Below are 21285 nucleotides of genomic sequence, written 5' to 3'. Positions count from 1 at the left end.
TAAAAAAAGTATGTGATTTTTTTCACATATCTCTTGAAAAAGAACAAACATGTTTGTATAATAAGAATTGTAAAAGATATGTGAAATATTTCACAATATATGTGAATAACTTCACAATATCGTATTTTCTATAATCCTAAGGGGGATATCATCTATGAAAATTGCAGTAGTAGGGTGTACACATGCAGGAACAGCAGCAGTAAAAAATATGGCAGAACTTTATCCAGAAGCTAAAATTACAGTTTATGAGCGAAATGATAATGTTTCATTTTTGTCTTGTGGAATTGCGCTCTATGTAGGCGGGGTCGTGAAAGATGCAAATGGTTTATTTTACTCTTCACCGTCTGAATTGCAAGAGATGGGTGTAAATATGAAAATGAAACATGAAGTGACGAATATTGATACAGAAGACAAAAAAGTAGCGGTGCGAAACTTAGAAACAAACGAAGAATTTGAAGATACATTTGATAAATTAGTGATGACAACTGGATCATGGCCGATTATTCCAAACCTTGAAGGCATCGATTTAAATAATGTTGTGCTTTGTAAAAACTATCAGCATGCTAATCACATTATTGAAAAAGCAAAACAAGCAAAAAAAATTGCCGTAATTGGTGCGGGTTATATTGGTGCAGAATTAGTAGAAGCCTTTGAAGTGTATGGAAAAGAAGTCACGTTCATTGATAGTGCTGATCGTATTTTAAATAAATATCTTGATCCAGAGTTTACAAGCTTGATGGAAACTGAATTTAAAAAGCGCGGAGTCACATTAGCATTAAACCAAGCGGTTACTAAATTTGCAGGCAGCGATGGATCTGTTGAAAAAGTAGTGACAACTGCAGGTGAATATGAAGCGGATCTTGTTATTTTGTGTGTTGGCTTTCGTCCAAACACAGACTTAGTAAAAGGGCAGGTAGACATGCTTCCAAACGGCGCAATTGTGGTTGATGAATATATGCAAACAAGCAAAAAAGATATATTTGCGGCCGGAGATAGCTGTGCGATTTACTACAATCCGATTAAGAAACATGCCTATATTCCGCTTGCTACAAATGCGGTTAGAATGGGAACATTAGTAGCTCAAAACCTTGTTAAACCGACGATTAAGTATATGGGAACACAAGGAACATCAGGGTTGCATATTTATGATTACAATGTTGCATCTACCGGCATAACTGAAACAGCGGCTTCTCTTTTTGATATGAATGTGAAAAGTATCACAATATCAGAAAATAACCGACCAGAATTCATGCCAACGTACGAAAATATTACGTTAAAAGTAGTATATGAAGAAGAAACGAGACGAATTGTAGGTGCACAGGTTATTTCTAAAATTGATGCTACTCAAGCAATTAATACATTGTCTGTATGCGTACAGCAGGAAATGACGATCGATGAGCTTGGCTTTATGGACTTTTTCTTTCAACCCCACTTTAATAAGCCTTGGCATTTCTTAAACCAAGCAGGGCTTCAAGCGCTTCAAGAATAAAAAAGCAGGTGACTACCTGCTTTTTTTATGTGGATTTTATTATCTTTTTTATTTTTATTTTAGCAGGTTTAAAACGGATCCATCCTATGATAAGAAGAATAAAAGGATATAAAGCTCCTAGCAAAAAACTATAGGGAATCCACGTTTCGGCTAACCATGTTTTTTGATAGGTAATGGTTGGGTACACAATAATGGAAAAAGTCGTAACAATTAATCCCATCGGTAACGTTAGAAATCGAGTTTCATTGATGTTAAAAATATGACAAAGTCCAGCGATGGAAGCATGAAAATAAAGAGAAACCTTAAAGAAAAGAGTAAGAAACCATATAATAGCAATAATTACCTCGATTCCTTGCAAAAAATTTCCCACCTCAATTCGCTTAGCCATTTCATATACAGGAAACATGGTAGTTGAAGAATGATAAGAACCAATAACGATTATACAAGAAAAAATAACAATTACCATAATAAATCCACCTAGCGGGCTGCCGCTCATTAAAGCTTTAGCTCCTTTTTCAGGTTTTCTTAAATGAAGGGGGAAAATCATCATCAAAGGAGCAAAAGTAAAATAAGTAATGCTAAGAAAGATAAGAACCGAATGAGTCAGCGGCTTTAAGTGAATGTCCATTAAAGGCATAAGATTTTCAAGTTTCATTTGAGGAGTTAGTGAAAAAATAAAAATCCCGAGAAGGCCAACAAACCACGGGAAAAAGATTTCACAGCAGCGTGCAATTGTTTCTAGCCCGAGTCTTGCCCCGAAAACAACCACAAGCATAAAAATAATGTGAATAGCAAGCAGCGGCGTTTCCATCATAATATGGGTATTTAAAAAACTCCCGACGTAGTATACAATACGGCTGCACGTTATGACAGTAGATATGACAAATAAACAAGATACACCTTTTCCTAGATATTTTCCAAATACTACATCATTGATTTCTACCAGATTTTTATCTTCAAATAAAAGTCCGAGAGCAATATATACTTTCACTAATACAAATCCGCATGCTACTCCGAGGATAGAGGGAATCCAAGCAGTTTGCTTAGAATCAATAGTCATAGACGCTGGAGCAATAACAATTGTGCTTCCAATTGTATAAAGCATGACGAGCATGCGAAATTGAATCGTTGAAATTTTAACTACAGGTTTCACGGTGTTCACTTCCTCGTCTTACGTATTAAGATAATAAATGAAGTAAAAATATGCTGATTGGCCTGAAGATAGCAGCTGATAAATCAGAAGGATTTGGAACATATAAACCCAGTGCTTTACAGATGCTTACGGACATTCCAATTACAAGAACTGTGTAGAATAGCCATAATTCTTTCTTCGCTTTTTTTTGCCGTAAGTTAGGTACTTCAAACCAAATGACGAGCGTGCAAACAATAAGTAACCCCAATACCCCTAGCATAGACTAGCTCCTATACGTGAATAATTAATGTTATATTTTCCAGAAAAATAACTACTTATACTGAAGGTGCATTCTCTATTAAAGGTTTTTGATTTTTTAGTCGCTGTTAGAAGAATGCTGCTTTTTGTTTTGAATAAATCCTGCAATTAAAAGGAAAAGCGGATATAAGATGCCTACAACTAAGCTGTAGGGAATCCACGTTTTTGTATCCCAATCTTTTTGATAAGAAACGCTTGGATACACAATAAGGGAAAGTGTAATCATGATGAGTGCGACTGGAAAAGAAAATAGCTTGTAGTCCTTTATATGAAATACATTGGCAAACCCCAAAAGAGTAGCGTAAAAGTAAATGCAAAGCTTAAAAAAGAGAGTAATAAACCACAAAATAGCAATGACTACTTCAATTCCTTGAAGAAAGTTTCCTACATCAATTCTTCTTCCTAATTCATAGCTTGGAAACATGGTGATTTGGGAGTAATAAGGACTAAGTACTAAAATTCCGAGTAAGATTAACGTCACCATCACTAGCCCACCGGCTATATTCCCTATATAAAAAGATTGAGTGGACTTTTTTGTGTCTGGTGTATGAGAAGGAAAAATCATAAGAAGAATGGTATAAGTCAAAGAACTCATGCTTAAAAACGTTAAAACAGCACGAATAAAAGCTTTTGGATGTATTTCAAGCACAGGCTGAATATGCTCTATTTTAATTTGCGGAATCATAGACAAAATCAGAAGTCCGAATAATCCGACAAACCAAGGAAATAAAATCTCGGCACTTCGTGCAATAACTTCTATTCCTAGGCGTACTCCTACGATAACCACACCCATAAATGCAATGTGGATGGCTGTAAGCGGCGTGTAGGGAAGAATTTGTGTAGTGAGAAAATTCCCTACATAGTAAAGAACTTGACTGCTGATAAATAAATTGGATAATACAAAAACAGCAGAAACAATCTTTCCAAACAGTTTTCCTAAAATTTTTTCGTTCATTTCCATCAGCGTAAGCGTTGGAAACATTTTTCCTAGTGAGGTAAAAAGCAAAACTAAGCCAATTCCTGATGCTACACCGAAAAGTGCTGCAATCCAGGCGTCTTGATGAGCATCAGCTGTAATAGCGGCAGGCACAACAATAATTGTGCTCCCGATGCTATATAAAGTTACTAGCTTGCGAAATTGAGTAGCCGAAATATTGATTTCATTAAGCAAAATGAGCACATCCTTTTGCCATATACACGAATTAAGTGATCCAACGGAATAATAAGTGACTTAAAGGCTGAAACATTGCTTCTACCCAATCAGAAGGGTTCGGTAGAGGCAGTCGAAAGATTTTTGCAAGAGCGATCATCATACTGATTGTCATGAATAAAATAAAAATTTTCCGTTCCTTTTTATAAGAGGGTTGAGGTAATCTTTTTATTTCCATCCATATAATCCCTGCACAAATGATCAAAAAGGAAAGAAACAAGTGCATGCAGTCAACCCCAATATATTTTGACGTTCAAATAAGCTATTCGTATGATGTCCGCTAAAGAAAGTGATTATACATTTATGTAAAATATAGAAAGTATTTCAAGGGATAAAAGATATCATTGGATGCTCTTAAATAATAAAGGAATTCGTTATGCAAAATATTTACGCAGCTTCAAGCTATTGAAACGTCGTATGAATAAGTGGAAAAATGCCACACTATAGAGTGAACAAATAGAAAGGAGCACTATGATGAAAAAATTCCCATATAACAAAGATAAACAACAATCATTTCAAGCAGCACAGCAGGGGCATAAAGAAGCAGTAGATGCATATGAACAGGCAAATGAAGCTAAAAATGATGCATCGTATGGACATGAAGCGAAGCAAGCGATAGGTGAAGTGAACGAAGCCTCTCAGCAAATTGAGAATGCGCTTGAAAATGCTTCTGAAACACAGCGTCAGCGTTTAACTGAGTTTCAGCAAGACATAAAAGATATGGAAAACGACCTTAATCAATAAAAGAGTAGCTGTTTTACTTAGACTTACAGCAGGTTCATAATAGAGTATAAATTGCAAAAGCAGAAGATAATGAACTTCTGCTTTTTTTATTGGCAGAGTGAATGTAGGTTTCGTGTATATAATGGCTTCTAGCGGTTGTTTGGAGGGCAAGGCGAAGACTCCTATAGGGAAAACAGAATAGGTGAGACCCGGCAGGAGCGGAAGCGAAGGCTTGCACGGAAGTCAACAGTAGTGTAACAAATAATCCATCGTTCCATTCTTATTTTAAAAGGTATAGAAGTTAAAAAAGTAAGAATCCTAATAAAAACAGAACGATGAGAATGGAAAGGGATTGTGACAGGAAACATGCTAATAAATATACTAATAATGATTGTCGTATTGTACTTCATATATGTATTCGTAACTGCAGTGGTACTGTTTTATGTCCCTTTGCACAAGGGAAAAGACTTAAAAGTAATGAATACTGAGAATTTTTACGGAAAGAAAGAATCCACAGACCGCGTTATGCTTTTGGAAAACGGTTATTTTTCAGGGCTTGTTCGGATGCAGATGATTCAAGAAGCGAGGCATACAATCGATATTGCGTACTTTTCCATCGGCAAAGGTCGTTCGTCGGATTTACTTATGGGTGCTTTATTCGAAGCTGCGGACCGAGGTATACGTATTCGAGTGCTGTTAGACGGGATCTCTCATGGGCTAAAAGGCAAGAGAAAAAATGTTCTTTATGCTCTAGCTTTCCACAATAATATTGAATTAAAGTACTATGAGCCCTTTACTATTCTTAAACCTTGGACATGGCATAACCGTCTTCACGACAAAATAATAGTAGTCGATGGCCAATTAGGTATTAGTGGAGGACGAAATATTGGAGATAAATACTTGGCCAGTCAACCGGATAAAAATTTTGTCTATGACCGTGATGTGCTGATTTATAATACAAAGCAAGAAAGTAATAGTGTCATTCTTTCAATGGAGAAGTATGTAGAGAAATTATGGAACCACCCGTATACGGGCAAAGCTTTTCCAAAGCTCAAGAAAACTAAACAATTTCGTGGCCTTTCAGGAAAGAAATTGTTAATAGATCAATACGAAGAGGCCAAAAAAGCAAACGAACCCTTTGTCCATCCTTATATTGTATGGAGAGAATCAACGATGCCTACAAGAAAGGTTTCTTTTATTACAAACCCTATTCAAAGAATGAATAAAAGCCCTTTTATATGGAAAACGTTTATTAAGCTTTCCGAGCAAGCTGAAAAATCCATTGTCGTTCAAAGTCCTTATATTGTACCAACAAAAGAGATGGAACAGTATATAGATAAGTCAGTAAAATCTAAAGTGCGAAGAATTATTTTAACGAATTCTATTACGTCCACTCCGAATGCTATGGCTTTTTCTGCATACTTAGGAGTGAAAAATCGCGTCATGAAAGCGGCTTCAAAGCTTTATGAATATCAACAGCCTTATTCCATTCACGGGAAATCCGTTGTTTACGACCAGCGTTTGAGTGCAGTTGGTTCTTTTAACTTAGATTCACGTTCTGTATTTTTAAATACTGAATCGATGGTTATGATAGATAGTGAAGAATTTGCAGCCGAGCTAACAGGGGCTATTGAAACTAAAATTTCTCACAGTACGCTTGTGGGAAATGAGGGGGAACCTGTGGATTTTAATACGGATTCTCAAAAAAACGTGCCTCCTGTAAAATCTGCACTCCTCCATATTCTTTCAGTCTTCACGCGATTTTGGAGACATTTTGTATAGTTCTGCACTTTGCCTAAAAAAGGGCTTTTACAGAAAGCTTCTAAAAATAAATGGTAGAGGGTAAAAGGTGCTGCAACTGGCGGTGGAAAGTGTGAAAAGCTGTGATATGCCTCACAGTTTTTTTTGAAGTCGCCAGTACTAGTCATGATTCATAAAAAGGCCTATTGACGAAATTCCATATATGTTTTATTATAATATAGCGTCGTCAATAAACGAGGTTCTTTTGAAGAAGTCATTTCTAGGGGCATAGTTTAAAGGTAGAACTACGGTCTCCAAAACCGTCAGTGTGGGTTCGATTCCTACTGCCCCTGCCATTTTGGAGTTATTTTTCGATTCACACGCGGGTGTGGCGGAATTGGCAGACGCGCTAGACTTAGGATCTAGTGTCTTATGACGTGGGGGTTCAAGTCCCTTCACCCGCATCTTTACTTTTATATATTGCGCGGAAGTAGTTCAGTGGTAGAACACCACCTTGCCAAGGTGGGGGTCGCGAGTTCGAACCTCGTCTTCCGCTTCTTTTCAAAAGCAGTTTGCATGTGCAAACTGCTTTTTTTGTTGTAGAAATAAAGATTTTTACTATGCTGTTTTTAATTAGAAATAGTTTATTCAATCAGTGCTGCTTATACGTATCGTTTTCGTGAATATACACATATTATTGGGGTTACATTAAAAGCTAATGAACGATACGTGAAGACGTCTAATATGGTTTTTAAGATAGGGGAGAGTCCTATGGAATCTAGTTGGTTTTCAATTATACCGTTTTTAATTGTTATTCCAATAGCTATTTTCACCAAACAAGTGCTGCCAGGTTTGTTTTTAGGCTTATTAGTAGGCGCTTATTTGATTGATCATTCGATTGTCGGAGGTGTTGAAAAGTTACTTCACTACGTTGTACAAGCTCTTAGAAATAAAAGTAATATAGAAATCGTTGTCTTTTTATACGCGTTTTCAGGGCTTATCGGAATGATTAAGATGGCTGGAGGAGTTAAAGGTTTTGTGGAAACAGCTGCAGAAAGAATTGATACAAGAAAAAAAGCTCTTATTTTAACCTATGTTTCAACCATTGGAACATTCAGTGCTCCCACCTTTCGTTTTGTGACGATCGCGCCCATTATGAGAGCGCTGCTGAAAAAAGTGAAAATGACGACAGCAGAGCTAGGGTTTGTTATTGAAACAACTGCTACTCCCGTTATCGTCTTAATTCCCGTGGCAACGGCATTTGTAGGATATATGGTCTCAATCATTCAAATGGCAATTGATCATCAAGGCATAAAACAAGACGCTTATTCTTTGTTTATTCAAAGCATTCCTTATAATTTCTTTTCGATTGTGATTATTTTAGTAGGGATTTATTTCAGCTTTTTTCATCATTCAACGTCTACAGCTCCTATGAAGCTCGAGGAAGAAGACGAAAAAGATTGGCATGATTGTCATCCTTGCGTCTCGAAGGATTTGCCTTCTAAGCCTTGGAATTTGTTAGTACCTTTACTTGTTGTGATTTCACTTACCTTACTTTTAACATGGTGGAGTGGACATCGTAAGAGTCACACCTTTTTTGAAGCATTTATTAAAGCAGACGTGTTAGAAGCGATGGTAGTAGCTTTAATTATGACTACGTTAATTACGCTCATTTTTTTCTTGTTTCAGCGCTTTACATTACAGAATTTGCTTAATGGTTTTATCACAGGAGGCAATGACTTGATGTCCGTTATTTTGTTGTTATCGGTAGTATGGGGATTATCCGCTGTTACAGAAGACTTAGGTTTTTCAAATTTCGTGACGGCACATTCTAAGTGGATTCCTCAAATGTTTGTCACTCCGTTCATGTTTATCTTTGGAGCCGCTATTTCTTACTTTATCGGATCTGCTTGGGGCACGTGGGGGATTTTAATGCCGCTTGGCGTATCGCTTGCAAGTTCTGCAGATCTTTCTTTGCCGTTAATTATCGGTGCGGTGTTTGCGAGCGGTTCCTTTGGAGCGTTTTCTTCACCTTTAAGCGACGATACGAATACCATCGCCAAAATATTAGATTTATCTGTTATTGAATATGCCAAGTATAAATTAAAGCCAGCTTTAATTGCAGCGGGAATAACAGTTGCTTTCTATCTTGTTGTATCTTTCTTATTTTGAATGAGAAAAATAGCCGTCTAGTATCAATTTTTCATTTTTTTTAATTTAAAGTATGCATACAGTCCTAATGACAGGCACACTAGCATGATACAAGTAAGCGGAAATAAGATGGTATTAACAAAATGATCATAAAACCATATATACACGCACATCACCTCAATAATTTTAACGTCATTTTTTCTATTTAGTAGAGATACACTATCTGTGCTGCTTCTTCCTATTCTTCAAAAAGGCGATAATCAGAAGCAGTAGGGGTATGATAGAAAATAGCGGCATATGCAAAAGAAATCTCGCTACGTGTAATCCTTCATAAAGGTGTTCTTGAAAATTACTAGCGATTGTAATCGACAAAAACAACACAATGATGCCTAAAGGATACGCTAGACGTGAAGGAGATTTAATTTTAAATAAAGTAGCTGTACCTATTATAGAAGCATAAAACAAGATGCTAACTTTGAAATAAATCCCAATCACCATAGCGAACATAAAAAATACATCTAGACGCTCTAAAAAATCAGCTACTTGGATCGTTTGGACAGTACTAAGAAGAGGAAACTGTGACCTTGTCGTCAGATCAACTCCAAGCACGCTAATGTTAATAATCATCGTAATAATTAGATTAATTCCGCTTAATCCCGTTGCGCATAGCATGGTCACACTTGCTTTTTTGGGGTTGCTTAAGTAAGGAAGAAGCATAGTAAATACAATAGCTTCTGTGAAAGGAAAATATAGCGTTTCGGTCAAAGCAACTTTGGCAACAGGAAGTATTCCTTCTTTTAATACCGGCTGCAAGTTCTTAAAATCAACTAATCCTGAGCTAATAATTAAGATGAAGCCTGCAATAGCTAGAAAATACATAAAAATAAACAGAAGCTCTCCTGATCTCGCTATCGCTTCAATTCCTTTTCGGGTTATATAGATAATGACCAGCATCAATAAGGCATTGGCAATAAATAAAGGCGTATCCGGATAAGCAAAAGTAAGAAGCATTTCTCCGAAATCTCTTAGAACTCGTGATGCATCGTATAAAAAATAGACAATATATACGAATGCAAGAAGTGTTCCCAGTGCCTTACCTAAAATTTTCTGCATGTATTCTGTAGGGAGGAGGTCCGGATAGTAGGAATAGAGCTTATGATAGACTAAGAAGAAAAAAAAACTGCACAGCATTCCAATTAAAATAGCTAGCCATGCATCTTGCTTCGCTCTCATTGCAAGAGGAACTAATAAAGCGCTTCCCAGTTCGAATAATACCATGAGAATGAATAATTGAGTGGCGCTGATTTTTGCTTTTTCCATATAGCCAGAACCTCCTTACCTCATTGTTGTTTTTCTTTTACGCTAGAGAGAAACGATTTATTGCGCAGACCCGTTCGGCGAATGTAAGCTTCTACTGTAACGTCTACATCTAATTTTGGAAAATAAACGTCATCCCATTCTGATTTGAATTTTTCCCACTGATTGGGGCGCGTGCGTTCCAGTGCTTCTCCAAACCCAAAGATGTCAACTTTGTCTGTCTGAGCTTGTTTAATAGCTGTTTGTAATTCTTTTTTTATTTCTTTACCTGCAGCTTTTTCCATTTTTTTGATTACGGCAGGTTGACGTGTATCAACAGGGACCTCCACTTCTCCAAGATCGCCTTCTACGCGAGTGTGAACGGACACGTAAGGTTTTCCTTTTTTCATTTTTACAGATACATCCGTTTTTTGACGAACTGTTTGATAGGCAAGCGCTTCTTTTTTTCCTTTCCAATCTATATTAATATCCGTTCCTTGTATTTTATCAAGAATCCAAACGCTGCCTCTGGCTGGACTATTGTACAACCAGTCGATTAACTTTCCATTTTTAAAAACAGCAATGCCAGAAGCACGAAGGGTAGCTTCTGGTGCGCTTTGCTGGAGGTTATCTAATTTTTCTGCTTGTTGAGGATTTCCAACTAAACGAAAACCCGAGACTAGTGCTTCTCCTCCGGGAGATTCGAGAGACCTCATCACTTCTTGAAAGGAAACCTTTAGATTTTCTCCCCATTTTCTTTGAGTGAACTCCAGCGTTTTCATAATTTTGTTTGCTGGAATTTTATCGACAGGCGTTAGTGCTTTTACCAAATCAGCAGCACTTGACTGGTTTGCGATGACTAGGGAAGTCGTAATTCGAAACTCAGGATCGCGATCAATAGAATCAATAAGAATGTTAATTCCTTCTTCACGCGCTAGTTTTTCTCCGATCACGACTAAGTTGGTATGGGCATAATAAAGTCTTCGGGAAATTCTAGCTGAAGCGCGTCTGCTTGCTTCAACTAAATTATCGCCAGAAGCAGAATAGATCGTAACAGGCGGACTTTGGGTACCGCCGCCCCCTTGTAAGCCAGCTACGTTTCCCGGGTTAATAATTTGAAAGGTAAGCTCATACCGTCCGTTTTTCGTTTTATCAATGCCCATTGCCGATACAAATGCAAGGTCTGTTAATTCTTTTTTACTCCAGCAGCCAGTAAGCAATACCATCATTATGGTCATTACCAGTAAAAATAAACTTTTACGTTTCATTTTGATCACCTTTTTCAAGTTCCTGGTTAATCATACCTCTTGAAGAAGGAGGCTCAGGCTTTTGATGTTTGCTTTGACGAACTTTGTTATCACTAATTAATTTAGGTCTTCTTCTCATCGTCCACCAAGGTAACCGCAGCAATGTATCTTCATTGCTTGCAGGAATAAAGGGTGCTAATGGCGTCATGTAAGGAACACCAAACGAACGTAAGCTGCACAGGTGTCCAACTCCCATTAAAAGAATGAGGATAATGCCATAGAAACCGAATGTAGCCGCTCCTAGTATAAATAAAAAACGAATTAAACGCGCTGAAATAGCCATATCGAAAGACGGTGTAGCAAAGCTAGCAATGGCTGTAATCGATACAATAATAACCATAGCTGGTGAGACGATCCCCGCTTGAACCGCTGCTTGCCCAATAACAAGAGCCCCGACGATTGATACAGCAGATCCGATAGCTTTTGGTAAACGAATCCCCGCTTCACGCAAAATTTCAAAGGTGACTTCCATAAAAAAAGCTTCCACAAACGCGGGAAATGGAACGGATTCTCGCTGTGCTGCAAGAGCTACGATAAGCGTTGTAGGTACCATTTCTTGATGAAATGTCGTAACCGCCACGTACGTAGCAGGAGCGATAAGTGAAATCATAAACATAAACACCCGCAAAAGACGAATGGATGTGGCAATGTCAAAGCGTGCGTAGTAATCTTCGGCCGATTGGAAAAATTGAATGAACAACGCGGGAGCAATAAGGACAAAAGGAGTTCCGTCCACAAAAATAGCAATTCTTCCTTCCAAAAGGTTACCTGCCACCACGTCGGGTCTTTCTGTGTTATAAATAGTGGGAAAAGGAGTGATTGTTTGATCTTCAATCAGCTGCTCAACATAACCTGATTCCAAAATACTATCAATATCAATGTTTTTTAATCGCTTTCGAATTTCTTTTACAACTTTATCGTTTGCGATGCCATGAATATACATAACAGTGACATCCGTTTTAGTTACCCGGCCAATCTTCATCGACTCTAGCCATAAGTCAGGTGTTTTAATAATTCGGCGCACCATAGCTAAGTTTGTGCCAATAGACTCAGTAAAGGCGCCTTTTGGTCCCCGAACTACCATTTCTGTAGTAGATTCTGCAATGGCACGCTTTTCACCGCCTTGTGTACTCACGCTGAGTACGCGGTTTATGCCATCGACAATAAGAAGGCTGTCTCCTGACATCAAAGAAGACAGTAAATCATCCCAGTTGTCTGCAAACGATACATTGCCGATTGTGACAATGTCTTCGGAGATTAACTCTAATGCATTTTGATCGTTTAGGTCATTTTTTTGATTATCTTTCATCAGAGACTGCAGTAAGTAATCTTGAATAGCCTGATTATCTACAATCCCTTCTATATAGACGATAGCAGCAGCCAAGCTGTTATTGACACCTAGTTTAAAATGACGAATCACAATATCTGAGCTGTTTCCAGTTTTCTCTTTAATGAGGGTAAGGTTCTCAGACAGCAAATTCTTAAGAGAAGAAGCTGCTTGTTCGCTGCTTGTTTGATTTGCCTGAGGTTGAAGCTTATTTTTAGATTTTTGATTTTTAAAGAACGAAGGCATAAATGAAAGCACCCTTACTGTAGTTTTTATTAATTTGACCAAAAACCGTATAATTATGTAATTTTTAACAAAATATCTTTTGCATGATGGTAAATGAAAATGACTAACCTATGAGGTAAGTAATGATTAGGTGAGGAGTAGACATATGAAAATTATTGGAGTTAGCCTGCTGCTATTTGGATCTGTGGTCGCTCTTTCTATAGGAATTGATCTTTTTCAAGGAACGAACATACTGCAGGCACTATACAATGCGTTAAGCCCGTTTCGTGTAATGGAAGTAGCCGAATTATTTGTCCTTTTTTCTCTTTTATTTTTCTTTTTTGCAGAGTCGCTTTATCTTTTTTTAAAGAAGCGGCAACAAAAACAACAGTAATTTGTTGCAAAGAGGTTTTTATCTCTTCGCTATCGAAACAAGCGTATAGAAGGTAGCTTTGAGATAGGGGAGATATGGATATTGAGACTAACAGATTACTAATACGCAAATTTAACTATGAAGATTGGCAAGATGTCTACGCATATACATCTGATGCTGATGTCATGAAATACATACCAGAAGGTGTTTTTAGTAAGGATGATGCGAAGAAATTTGTAAATGAAAATATGGAAGAAAACGTTAAAAATTTTCCAGTTTTATTAAAAAACGAAAAAACCCTAATTGGTCATATCGTCTTTTTCAACTATTTTGGATACCATACTTATGAAATTGGCTGGGTATTTAATTCTCTCTATCATCAGAAAGGATATGCGTCAGAAGCGGCAAAAGCAATCGTGGACTACGCCTTTAATACAATGAACCTGCATCGGATTATTGCTACTTGTCAACCTGAGAATACGTCTTCTTATCGTGTTATGGAGAAAATCGGGATGAGAAGAGAAGGGTATTTCAAAAAATGTATTCCAACTGAAAAAGGATGGTGGGATGAATATTATTACGCGATTTTAAAGGAAGAGTGGAAATGAGCTTTACTCTTACGGAATTACATTTTCCGAGTTATAAAGACGAAAACAAGCCCAATTTTTAAAAAATGAGCAGAACAGCAAACCAAAACGTCTAGGCAGACATACAATAAGCTATCCATGAGAAACACCCCATGTTTGAACCTTCTTTGTTTTAGCAACAGAAAATCACATTGAAAGGGAGTGCTTGTATGTCTAATGCTGGATGTGGATTTGGTTCTGGTTTCGCTTTATTAGTTGTATTATTTATCCTATTAGTAATTATCGGATGTAGTTGTTATAGCGGTGGTTACGGTGGCTACTACGGCTGCTAAGTAGATCACTGAATAGCCTAAAGGATACCCTTTAGGCTTTTTTATGCTCATTATAAAATGCTGGAAAAGATGATTAATCGGTAGGCCCAGTATCAACATGTGATTCAGCTTTTTTTTCTTTCAACAATAGGTTATTAGAAGCCCAAGGCACGCGGCGAGGCTTATATTCAATCGCATCGGTAGAATAAACGGCTACGCTTACGACTCCGCCTTGAACCTGTGCTCGAATCAACAAAGGATCACTATACGTATTTTTAAAATGAAAGTCAGGTCCATACCAGCTGACGGTAGCGTCTCGCCCAGGAGGTACGTAGGAAACACTGCGGCTGTGTGAGTAGCGCTGCGTAATCGTGACGCCAGCGTTATCGACGGCGTTAAATAAAGTAGAAGAAACTTGGCAAATTCCTCCTCCAACTCCTTCAGAATACTCTCCTTTTACAATGATTGGGGCACGCATATACCCTTTTGCTGCCGTTCTTTTTCCAACGGTTTGATTAAAAGAGAAAACTTCCCCAGGAAATATGACGCTGCTGTCTAGTGATTCAGCTGCAAGAGAAATATTGTGAGAACGATTTTTATTATGGGGGTTAAATACCGTATGATAATGACCGATTTGCTTAATACGAATCGTTGCAAGCAGCTCCTTATCCACGCGAGGCGGAACAGGAAGCGTCGGGATTTCTAAGATTGACGTACCGCCGTTAAAAAAATAAGTATAAAATTTCTCGGCAAAATCTTTATGATATAGTTTGACACCCGCTTGCTCAGGAACAATTTGTCCGTTTTTATCAATGCGGGCATTTATGGGCTCTCTATATGTTTTTTTATCCAATTCTTTTAGAAGAAGATTGTATCGATCATGATCCACCATGGGTACAGGAAGAAGAGGTACTGCCACTTTGTCCCGTTCAATCCGTTCAATTGGTTTACCGTCATGAGTAATAGATAGGTGGTCTTGTGTAGAAAGAGGTTGAATAAGCATTAAAAGTCCAATCATCCAAGTGAAATTCATATCATATACCTCGCTTTCACCTGTTAGTATGAATAAAATGAACCGTTTAATGTATAGGATTCACAAGCTCTTTTTTGTATTATTTTCCATGAGACGAGCGTGTAAAAATTTCTATTTATAATTGTATGTGTACTTTCGCATATTACATAGAGAAACTACAAGGTAATGAGGGTAGACAATGATAAAATTAATGATTTTAGTCTTTATGCTTATTAGTTTTTTTGTGCATCCCCAAAAGATGAAAGCAGAAGAAAACCTTACGTACTTTCCGGTAAGCGACACAGGAAAAGTATTAAAGTGGAAACGTGTAGAAACCTTACTGCCAAAGGGAAAAAAATTTAAAGTAATCGATGTAGAAACCGGTTTTTACTTTTATGTGCAGCGAAGAGCAGGCTCACACCACGCAGATGTTCAGCCGCTTACACGTCAAGATACGAAAGTAATGAAGCACTTATATAATGGAAAATGGAGCTGGAACCGAAGAGCTGTTCTTATTCCATTTAAAGGCCAAATGCTTGCAGCTTCCATGAATGGAATGCCTCATGGAGCCGGTGCGCTTGACAATGGGTTCCCCGGTCATTTTTGCATTCATTTTGCAGGAAGTACGACTCACAAGTCTCAAAATGTAGATCCAGGTCATCAGTTAATGGTATTAAAAGCAGGAGGAAAGCTTGATGAATATGCATTAAAAGCTGAGCCGGCAGAAGTCGTCAATATGTTTTTAACCGGATTAAAGCAAGATGACGATGCCTTAATGCAGCCGGTTTTGCGCGTAAAGCAAGAGCATAAGCTATGGGCAAAGCTGCATAGTATCTCCACCATTTATTATAAAACGGACTTATTTCATGCAAAAAAGTATAAAACAAAAGAGAAAATCTCCGTAGATTGCCTTATTTATTACGAAAATAAAGGGGCTCACAAGACAACGATGGTTTTTACTTTAAAAAGAAATCCGTTAACAAACGGGTGGGAAATTTCTTCTCTTACACTGTAATGAACCATTATTTTTAAAAAACACATCTGACAGAAAACAGATGTGTTTTTAATCATTTGTTTAGCTCTTTAGCCGTTTGCAATGTTATAGTGAAAACATACTTACATACGATAGAAAAGAATTAAAAAGGGTATAAGTAATAATATTACTCTTTCTACAAAGAACTTTACAGCACGAAAGGAGAGGGTGTTTATTTTTTCATATTGGTTTAGCCGCTTAGTCGCTGCAGATCCTGGACGAAAAAGGCTCAAAACAGCTTCTAAAGCTACAATCAGTGTCATTACAGCGGTCGTTATTATGCTGATTGTATTAAAAGCAGCGGGAAGCTCTCAAATTACCGCTGCTATTTTATCCGGCGTAATCGGCCTGATGGGTATATTGGTTGTAAATGATGAAACAACAAAAGCAAAAAAAGTGACAACCGTCTTAGTAGCACTTTCTAGCGCCGTTTCTCTTGGAATTGGCTCGTTTTTATCACGATATGGACAAGCAGAAAATGTTTTTCTCGTTCTATTGGTGTTTTTGTCTTTTTATTTACAGAAATTTGGTATTCGCTACTTCTCTCTGTCGATGGTAGCATTTATGTCGTTTTATTTTGCTTCTATTTTACACGTTACATTTTCTCAGCTGCCGTGGCTGTTAGCTGGCGTTATAGTAGGAGCCTGCTGTGCATTTATCTATAATTTTGTTATTTTTAAAGACCGGCCTTCCAACGTGCTAAGGTCTTCAATGAAATCCTTTCATATTCAAGTAAATTTGGTGCTTGATTTAATTATTGAGTTAATTCAAAAGAAACAAATTGAACCAGCTCAAATCAAACAGTATAACCGCAATATTAAAAAACTAGCGGAGTATGCCCGTGTAGCATCAGAAGAGCTTGGAAATACAGATCCTCACGACATATGGCCTGGCGTAACAGCTGAGCAAATGCGCCTTTATGTATTTGATACAGTGATGCTGCTGCAGACATATTCTCCGGCGATCCGAAAACTCAGTGAATTAAAGGCATTTAATCATTTTGATATTCAGCAGGTGCTGTTAAAGCTAGTGGAATCGATTCGCGAAGCAGAGGTATTAAATGAAAATCCTACTCATTCCTTAACGGATGCAGCTCAGCATTTGCAAGAGCTGCGCCAAAAATTAAGCGAACTCGAACCTCAAGACAAAAGGTATAAAGACTGGCTTTACTTAATACGCCGTATCGAAACGATATCAAATCACGTCATTGATGAAGCGTATGAGCTGCAGCAAGCAATTGTGAAACAAGAAAAGCAGCCTCAAAAAGAAGCGGAAGAACAAGAAGACGAAGAGGATAATGATGAAGAAAAAGGATTAAAACCGTCTACGAAAAAGTCTATTCAAGCGGTCATCACTGCTGTTGCGACATTAATATTTGGCTCGTTTTTATCTCCATCGCATCAATATTGGGCGCTCTTAGCAGGCTATTTAGTGCTTCTCGGTACAGAAACGATAGGAAGTACGTTTGTAAAAGCCGTGCAGCGAAGCGTAGGCACGCTTTTAGGAGCAGCTGTCGGCTTTGTTGTTGCAAGCTACGTTTCCCCTGGAATACTTGAAGTAACGCTGCTTTTTATCTGTGTGTTTATGGCTTTTTATTTCTTTCCCATTACGTATTCGTTTATGAGTTTTTGGATTACGATGATGCTGGCCTTTATGTATGACATGCTTCTTGGCGGAATTTCAGAGAGCTTATTACTGGCTCGCGTGTTAGATACGGTCGTAGGAGTTGGAATTGGTTTAGCCGTATCTGCTCTTGTGTTTCCTAAAAGAACAAGAGATAAAGTAACCGACACTTCAGTAGAATACGTAGCGGCTTTAAAAGAATTTGTTCACACCTATTTACATCGTTTTACGAAGCAGTACGCATTTGCCAATTTAGCTGATAAAGGAATGGAATTAGAAAAAAAGCTAAAACAGCTTCATGTCGATTCCGATCCTATTATCAAAGGTTTCGTTGGCCGTTCACGTCTTCAGCAATTTTTGACCGTTTTTACCGCCATTAATTATTACGCCAAGCATTTGGTGGCATCTTCTACTAGAAACGAAGCTTTTTATAAGGAAGCAGAATTTCATGGCGTAGTAAAGGAAGTGGAAGAGAAAGTGGCAAGCAACTTCACTCAGCTTGAAAAAGCATTACGAGGAGAAAGAGGAACGTATGTATACACGCTTGAAGATGTAAGACAAAAGATTGAACAATCTTTAGATTATTTTGATACGTCCGTTCAATCAAGAAACTTACAGCATCTGCAGCTGCTGCATAACATTTATTACGTATGGAAAATCAATCAATCGGTTGTTCACTTAGCCAAAGAGCTAGGAGCAGAAGAAATAAGTAATGAAGACTAAAAAACCAGCGAATACTTCGCTGGTTTTTTAGTCTGATGAATAAGGAGACGTATCTTTTCTAATCGTTCTCCACGTTGTTTTAAGACCTGCATAGCTTCCAATTGCGGCGTATCCATAAAAATATCCCATAAACAACCCGGCAATAATATGATGAGGGTGACTGATCAATACTGAAAAAAGCACGCCGACAGCTAAAGCGATAGTCGGAACAAATTGCTTTTTAGGATGAAAAAGCCATTTGATCAGCTGCGTCACGATTAATACGACAGGAACACCAATGACTGCGTCCCAAAAATTTGTATGAATTGTAGGGAAATCCATGTTCAAGCACCTCGTTAAATGTGTTGGATGTAAGATTATCTATGCTGTTTTACCTAAGAACACTTCAATTAGAGTTATGAGGGGCTCCAGGTGGATAATAATAAGGCGGAATTTTGAGCCATCCTTTTTGCTGCATTAGAATTTTTATTTTTGATCCTAATATGACCTTTTCAGTGTGGAATTTCAACCACATTAATCCAATATCGGTTCTAATAGATTGTCCCATATTCGTGCTGCACATGACGATATTAGAGGCAATTTTTATAGATATTAAGTTAGCGATTTCAGAATCCGTGGCTTTTGCTCCTAATGGAATACTGTTAGGGTCGGATTTCGGTTTGGTAGCCGGTATTTCAGGAAGGGGAATTCCTTCTTTAATCATTAATTTTTTTAGTGTATCAATCTGAGATTCAGCCAGGTTTTTTGAGTCTTGAGCAAGCTTAAGCAGTTCACTGTTGGTTGTTGTATTAAGACAAGTTTCTAAGGCAGGTATTTCTTCCGCTAAAGCAGTAAAATACAGCCAGCATCCCATAGTCTCACCGATATGTGGGCGAGGGGGCGGATCATCTGTAGAAGAGTTCTTTATATAATCAAGTAGTGTCTCAATGACGTTAATCATAACTTTTCACCCTTTATATAGTTTATGCATCTTCATTATTACCTTCAGCAGAAAAGGATAAACACAGCTAAGAAATGTTACATATAAAATTGATTATGATGAGTGGAAGAAAAAGCATCCCATTCAGCAATTTATAATAGTGATGGTACAAACATCTAAAGGTATAAAAATTGTTGAAATGCTTAATAAATAGGTTGGTGCTAGAAGATAAAGTCAATAGAAAAAAATCTCCTTGCTCATCAAGGAGATTTTTTATCTTGAGTATTATACAGTTTTTCTCCGATACTCTCTCCATAAAGAAGTTAGCTCTTCTGACCAATATTTATAATCAAATACCGTTATATTTTTACTGGGCATAAAAACGTTTAACAGCCAATTAACCCTTAATTTGTCTCTGACGCCTATCGTTTTATCATTTTTACAGCAGCCTTCATCACAAGGTTTATCGTGTATCTTGTAAGGAATATTTTTAACGACTAATCCATTTTTCACACGCTTTGTGTACTCAATTCCTATAATCAAATGTATCACTCCTCACAGCAACTCTTATCTTCACAATTATATGTATGAATGACTTCTTTAATGAAAGGGGAAAAAGGGCAGAAGACAAAAATAAAAAAGCCCTGCTGTAGGGCTTTTAGATTAAGCAACTTTTGATGCAACCACGATTACTTTGCCGTGATCTAATTCTTCTTCATAGCGTTCAGCTTCCGGCTGTGATAGGCCTAATGAACGCATTTTGGCACGAAGCTCGTCTCCTCGAGAACGAAATACATTCGCAATCGCATCAAAAACACCTTGTTCAGAAAGGCCGATATTGTTTGTATTTGTTGCAGCTGTTAAATCCTCGGAGCGATCTTGATGGTGTGCAAGTAAATAAACTTCGTCTTTTGTAAATCCTTCACGCAAAAATTGTTCGATTGTATCTTTTGCCTGTACGCCATTTTCAACTACTTTTACATTTACCATTTCAAAAAAACCTCCTTGTATGATAGACAACTTTCTAGAATATGTTTAGTAATGAAGAGAAGTTTAAGTAACTTATCCTCTTGCTTTGTGTATACACGTTATTGGAAGAGATAAAACCTATTTCATAAAATTGAGTTAAAAAGTCTAACATAGGAGAAGAGGAAACAGCGCGGTTATCTTTGAGGAGAATCTGGCGGACAATAAGCAGAAGAAGGCTTTAGCCAGCCTTTTTCCTGCATCTTTTTTTTGACCTTTTAAGGTACAGTACAAACTGCAAAAAGCCTAGATCTTAAACAGCTAAGATCTAGGCTTTTTGCATACATAAAAATAGAGAAATTTAAGATGAAAGACGTTCTTTTTGTTTTTCATAAACAGAAGTAGACTCGTTCCATGTATATCGACCATCTTGTAATTGAATGGTTGCGCTGAATGGACAGTCTATTGACGTTTCTGCGTCATCTAAACTACTTTCAAGTAAACGTTTTTTAAATCGAAGCAAATCTTCTTTTGAAGCAACTCGAAAAACCATTTCTAACGTAAGATCATCGTCCATCGCATTGTGTAATTGACTAATACTTTTGCGGAATTCTTTATTATATTGAAGCATAATTTTAATATCTGCTACGCAAGCAACACCAAACACATCTTTCACAACAGACTCAACCGTTAACTGAGTTGTGGAAGCATATGTTGAGATATTACGCTGTGGATTTTCTAAATAATAAATCGTTTCTACAGGATGTCTCGTGATAAGCACCTCTTTCCTATTCTTAAGTATACAGGAAAAAAGAATGGA

Annotated in this window: 22 protein-coding genes and 3 tRNA genes; 12 read left to right on the top strand and 13 right to left on the bottom strand. The window is 37.5% G+C overall.

Annotated elements, in window-relative coordinates; genetic code table 11:
• Positions 1–154: 154 nt before the first annotated feature.
• Positions 155–1489, top strand: coding sequence for an FAD-dependent oxidoreductase (locus SCI76_RS02805; protein WP_048021024.1), 1335 nt, complete (start codon positions 155–157; stop codon positions 1487–1489).
• Between the two features lie 25 nt (positions 1490–1514).
• Here SCI76_RS02805 and SCI76_RS02800 read toward each other — a convergent pair whose 3' ends face one another.
• The 4 genes from SCI76_RS02800 to SCI76_RS02785 form a co-directional block, all read right to left on the bottom strand.
• Positions 1515–2642, bottom strand: coding sequence for an endospore germination permease (locus SCI76_RS02800; protein ID WP_407545019.1), 1128 nt, complete (start codon positions 2640–2642; stop codon positions 1515–1517).
• Between the two features lie 25 nt (positions 2643–2667).
• Entirely contained in the window at positions 2668–2901 is a 234-nt protein-coding gene (locus SCI76_RS02795) for a hypothetical protein (RefSeq protein ID WP_310884428.1), read from the bottom strand.
• A gap of 96 nt (positions 2902–2997) precedes the next feature.
• Positions 2998–4119: an endospore germination permease gene (locus tag SCI76_RS02790; RefSeq protein WP_230683510.1), complete on the bottom strand. Its 1122-nt coding sequence runs from the start codon at positions 4117–4119 to the stop codon at positions 2998–3000.
• A gap of 22 nt (positions 4120–4141) precedes the next feature.
• Positions 4142–4327: a hypothetical protein gene (locus SCI76_RS02785; RefSeq protein ID WP_155404478.1), complete on the bottom strand. Its 186-nt coding sequence runs from the start codon at positions 4325–4327 to the stop codon at positions 4142–4144.
• A 296-nt stretch (positions 4328–4623) separates the two neighbouring features.
• Here SCI76_RS02785 and SCI76_RS02780 point away from each other — a divergent pair, with 296 nt between their 5' ends.
• From SCI76_RS02780 to SCI76_RS02755, 6 genes are all read left to right on the top strand, one after another.
• Positions 4624–4893, top strand: a complete 270-nt coding sequence (locus SCI76_RS02780) for a hypothetical protein (RefSeq protein WP_014460213.1) — start codon at positions 4624–4626, stop codon at positions 4891–4893.
• A 366-nt stretch (positions 4894–5259) separates the two neighbouring features.
• On the top strand, positions 5260–6654 hold the full coding sequence (locus SCI76_RS02775) for a phospholipase D family protein (RefSeq protein WP_342836109.1): 1395 nt from the start codon (positions 5260–5262) through the stop codon (positions 6652–6654).
• 240 nt (positions 6655–6894) lie between these two features.
• A tRNA-Trp gene (locus SCI76_RS02770) sits at positions 6895–6968 on the top strand.
• Positions 6969–6994: 26 nt separating this feature from the next.
• A tRNA-Leu gene (locus SCI76_RS02765) sits at positions 6995–7076 on the top strand.
• Between the two features lie 20 nt (positions 7077–7096).
• A tRNA-Gly gene (locus SCI76_RS02760) sits at positions 7097–7168 on the top strand.
• Between the two features lie 215 nt (positions 7169–7383).
• Positions 7384–8784, top strand: a complete 1401-nt coding sequence (locus tag SCI76_RS02755) for a Na+/H+ antiporter NhaC family protein (protein ID WP_028413444.1) — start codon at positions 7384–7386, stop codon at positions 8782–8784.
• Positions 8785–8982: 198 nt separating this feature from the next.
• On the opposite strand, the gene SCI76_RS02750 is transcribed toward SCI76_RS02755, so the two are convergent.
• From SCI76_RS02750 to SCI76_RS02740, 3 genes are read right to left on the bottom strand one after another with little or no spacing between them, the layout of a single operon-like run.
• Positions 8983–10083, bottom strand: coding sequence for a GerAB/ArcD/ProY family transporter (locus SCI76_RS02750; RefSeq protein ID WP_155008136.1), 1101 nt, complete (start codon positions 10081–10083; stop codon positions 8983–8985).
• A 20-nt stretch (positions 10084–10103) separates the two neighbouring features.
• Complete coding sequence (locus SCI76_RS02745; protein ID WP_168760735.1) at positions 10104–11327, bottom strand: Ger(x)C family spore germination protein; 1224 nt, start codon at positions 11325–11327, stop codon at positions 10104–10106.
• On the bottom strand, positions 11317–12939 hold the full coding sequence (locus SCI76_RS02740) for a spore germination protein (RefSeq protein WP_221833367.1): 1623 nt from the start codon (positions 12937–12939) through the stop codon (positions 11317–11319). The genes SCI76_RS02745 and SCI76_RS02740 overlap by 11 nt, the downstream gene beginning before the upstream one ends.
• Positions 12940–13084: 145 nt before the next feature.
• On the opposite strand from SCI76_RS02740, the gene SCI76_RS02735 reads away from it, so the two are divergent.
• The 3 genes from SCI76_RS02735 (at position 13085) to SCI76_RS02725 (ending at position 14210) form a co-directional block, all read left to right on the top strand.
• Positions 13085–13312: a hypothetical protein gene (locus SCI76_RS02735; RefSeq protein WP_048021012.1), complete on the top strand. Its 228-nt coding sequence runs from the start codon at positions 13085–13087 to the stop codon at positions 13310–13312.
• Between the two features lie 74 nt (positions 13313–13386).
• A complete protein-coding gene (locus tag SCI76_RS02730) occupies positions 13387–13899 on the top strand; it encodes a GNAT family protein (RefSeq protein ID WP_328174869.1) in 513 nt (170 codons plus the stop codon).
• A gap of 188 nt (positions 13900–14087) precedes the next feature.
• Positions 14088–14210, top strand: coding sequence for a YjcZ family sporulation protein (locus SCI76_RS02725; RefSeq protein WP_013083059.1), 123 nt, complete (start codon positions 14088–14090; stop codon positions 14208–14210).
• A 73-nt stretch (positions 14211–14283) separates the two neighbouring features.
• On the opposite strand, the gene SCI76_RS02720 is transcribed toward SCI76_RS02725, so the two are convergent.
• Positions 14284–15222 carry a VanW family protein gene (locus SCI76_RS02720; protein ID WP_048021008.1) on the bottom strand — a complete coding sequence of 313 codons (939 nt, stop codon included), beginning with the start codon at positions 15220–15222 and terminating at the stop codon, positions 14284–14286.
• A 178-nt stretch (positions 15223–15400) separates the two neighbouring features.
• On the opposite strand from SCI76_RS02720, the gene SCI76_RS02715 reads away from it, so the two are divergent.
• Complete coding sequence (locus SCI76_RS02715) at positions 15401–16216, top strand: hypothetical protein (RefSeq protein WP_034265927.1); 816 nt, start codon at positions 15401–15403, stop codon at positions 16214–16216.
• Between the two features lie 186 nt (positions 16217–16402).
• Positions 16403–18580 (top strand): FUSC family protein, encoded by a 2178-nt coding sequence (locus SCI76_RS02710; protein WP_310884431.1) that lies wholly within the window; start codon positions 16403–16405, stop codon positions 18578–18580.
• A gap of 27 nt (positions 18581–18607) precedes the next feature.
• On the opposite strand, the gene SCI76_RS02705 is transcribed toward SCI76_RS02710, so the two are convergent.
• The 5 genes from SCI76_RS02705 to SCI76_RS02685 form a co-directional block, all read right to left on the bottom strand.
• Complete coding sequence (locus SCI76_RS02705; protein ID WP_028413425.1) at positions 18608–18901, bottom strand: hypothetical protein; 294 nt, start codon at positions 18899–18901, stop codon at positions 18608–18610.
• A gap of 64 nt (positions 18902–18965) precedes the next feature.
• Positions 18966–19520 (bottom strand): DUF3231 family protein, encoded by a 555-nt coding sequence (locus SCI76_RS02700; RefSeq protein WP_033578924.1) that lies wholly within the window; start codon positions 19518–19520, stop codon positions 18966–18968.
• A gap of 264 nt (positions 19521–19784) precedes the next feature.
• On the bottom strand, positions 19785–20051 hold the full coding sequence (locus tag SCI76_RS02695) for a hypothetical protein (RefSeq protein WP_407545018.1): 267 nt from the start codon (positions 20049–20051) through the stop codon (positions 19785–19787).
• 111 nt (positions 20052–20162) lie between these two features.
• A complete protein-coding gene (locus tag SCI76_RS02690; protein ID WP_013056955.1) occupies positions 20163–20489 on the bottom strand; it encodes a general stress protein in 327 nt (108 codons plus the stop codon).
• Between the two features lie 337 nt (positions 20490–20826).
• Positions 20827–21246 (bottom strand): hypothetical protein, encoded by a 420-nt coding sequence (locus SCI76_RS02685; RefSeq protein ID WP_033578925.1) that lies wholly within the window; start codon positions 21244–21246, stop codon positions 20827–20829.
• Between the last annotated feature and the right edge of the window lie 39 nt (positions 21247–21285).

The sequence above is a fragment of the Priestia sp. HNGD-A6 genome, from assembly GCF_045784335.1.
Taxonomy (GTDB): domain Bacteria; phylum Bacillota; class Bacilli; order Bacillales; family Bacillaceae_H; genus Priestia; species Priestia zanthoxyli.
The sequence above is the reverse complement of the archived record's forward strand: the minus strand, read 5'-3'. Positions and strand labels throughout refer to the sequence as shown.